Below are 1720 nucleotides of genomic sequence, written 5' to 3' on the forward strand. Positions count from 1 at the left end.
CCATTTAATTCTTTTGATTGATCTTTTGCCTGCTGTTTCTTTTGTTCTTCGGTTAGCTTACGAATATGGGCTTGTTTAGGAGTTTGACGTAAAATATCTTCAGACTTCGCAAACGTTGTATATAATTGTTCATCCAAGTCATTTCGATCCGTAATGACAACAATCGTAGGGTTATTTAGTTCGTTTACTAAAGATGCGGTGTAAAATACCATGGAATAACTTTTCCCTGATCCTTGGGTATGCCATACCACACCGATTTTACGGTCACCTTGCTTTGCGGTGGCTTGTTTTGTGCTTTCTACTGCTTTTTTAACCGCAAAGTACTGATGGTAGGCCGCCATGATTTTAATAATGGTTTTGTTGTCACCGATTTTATTCCCATTCTCATCATGAATCGCTTCTTTTGATTCTTGAAAGAGGATAAAGTTTTGAATAATATCGACTAAACGTTTTTTATCTAGCATACCGCGGATAGCTACTTCGTATTGAGGAACGTCTAAAGGTTCGATATTAATCCCATCTACTGTTCTCCAGTTCATAAAGCGCTCTTCATTCGAAGTAATGGTACCTGCTTTGGCATTAATGCCATCTGAGATGATGCTAAACGCATTGTAACGGAATAGAGAAGGGATATCATTTTTATATGTCTGAATCTGGTTATAGGCTTGTTCAATGCCTACATTTTCATCAGAAGCTGATTTTAATTCAATAACCACAAGCGGAAGACCATTTACAAAGATGAGCACATCGGGTCTACGCTCTTCTTTTTCAATAATCGTAAACTGATTGACGACGACAAAACTGTTTCGCTCTGGCTGATTAAAATCTAGCACCATCGCTTTTTCGGTTTTAATCTGTCCGTCTTGATGAAAGCTTACATCAATACCTTCAACTAAAAGCTTATGAAATTGTTTATTATTTTCATGTAAGGAAGGACTATTAAACGAAATAATCTGACGATATGCATCTTCTAGTGCATCCTCTGGCAAATGACGATTCAGTGTAAAGAGGGCATCCCGAAGACGCTGGTTTAAAATCACTTCGCGGTAGTCATTCCGTTCTGGATATTCACCACCATGACCGATTTCCGGACCGAATACATATTCATAATCCATCTCCTGCAGGATTTCGATGACCGCTTGTTCCAATAAATCTTCTGTGAAGTTCTCTAAAAGGCTCACTTTATTTCCCCCTTTCTAATGCAAAAACTATTCTTTATCTATAAGGACACGGATTTCACCTGACATTAGTTTTGGAAGGAGAGAGTTGCGAATCTCCATTAATTTTTGATTCTGTTGTTGATTAATCCATATTTGTTTATGCTGTACTTCAATCATATCTGATAACTCGTTTAATTGTTTTTCTAGTGGAACTAGTATTTTAATTGATAGAATATCACCTGGTTTAATTGATGGGTAGGTACTAGTACTTTGTTCAGCAATAGACTGTAACTTTGTTGTTGTTTCTTCTTGGTTAAGCCATAAATAGATTAAGTCATTTGAATATCTTCCCTTACTTGTCAGAACCACAAATCCTGTGGAAGCTAACATATTTTCAACAGGTACTTTTATTATTCCATGATGGTGTTGATTTGGTCTAACAGTAGAATAAACAATATCATTCTGTTTGACTTTTCTTTTTGCTCTGCTTGGAATTTTATCATTAAAAACATCTAATTTTTGTATATTATAGATGTGATTTTTAGTTATATTGCTGGTAT

At 35.8% G+C, this 1720-nt stretch carries 2 protein-coding genes; both read right to left on the reverse strand.

Annotation, left to right across the window (positions count from 1 at the left end):
* Window positions 1-1181, reverse strand: a 1181-nt coding sequence (locus FE296_RS00345) for a type I restriction endonuclease (RefSeq protein WP_150363979.1), incomplete at its 3' end; no start/stop codon positions are given.
* A 27-nt stretch (window positions 1182-1208) separates the two neighbouring features.
* On the reverse strand, window positions 1209-1720 hold a 512-nt coding region (locus FE296_RS32565), incomplete at its 5' end, for a restriction endonuclease subunit S (RefSeq protein ID WP_411860550.1).

The sequence above is a fragment of the Paenibacillus sp. UASWS1643 genome (assembly GCF_008693195.1).
Lineage (GTDB): Bacteria > Bacillota > Bacilli > Paenibacillales > Paenibacillaceae > Paenibacillus > Paenibacillus amylolyticus_B.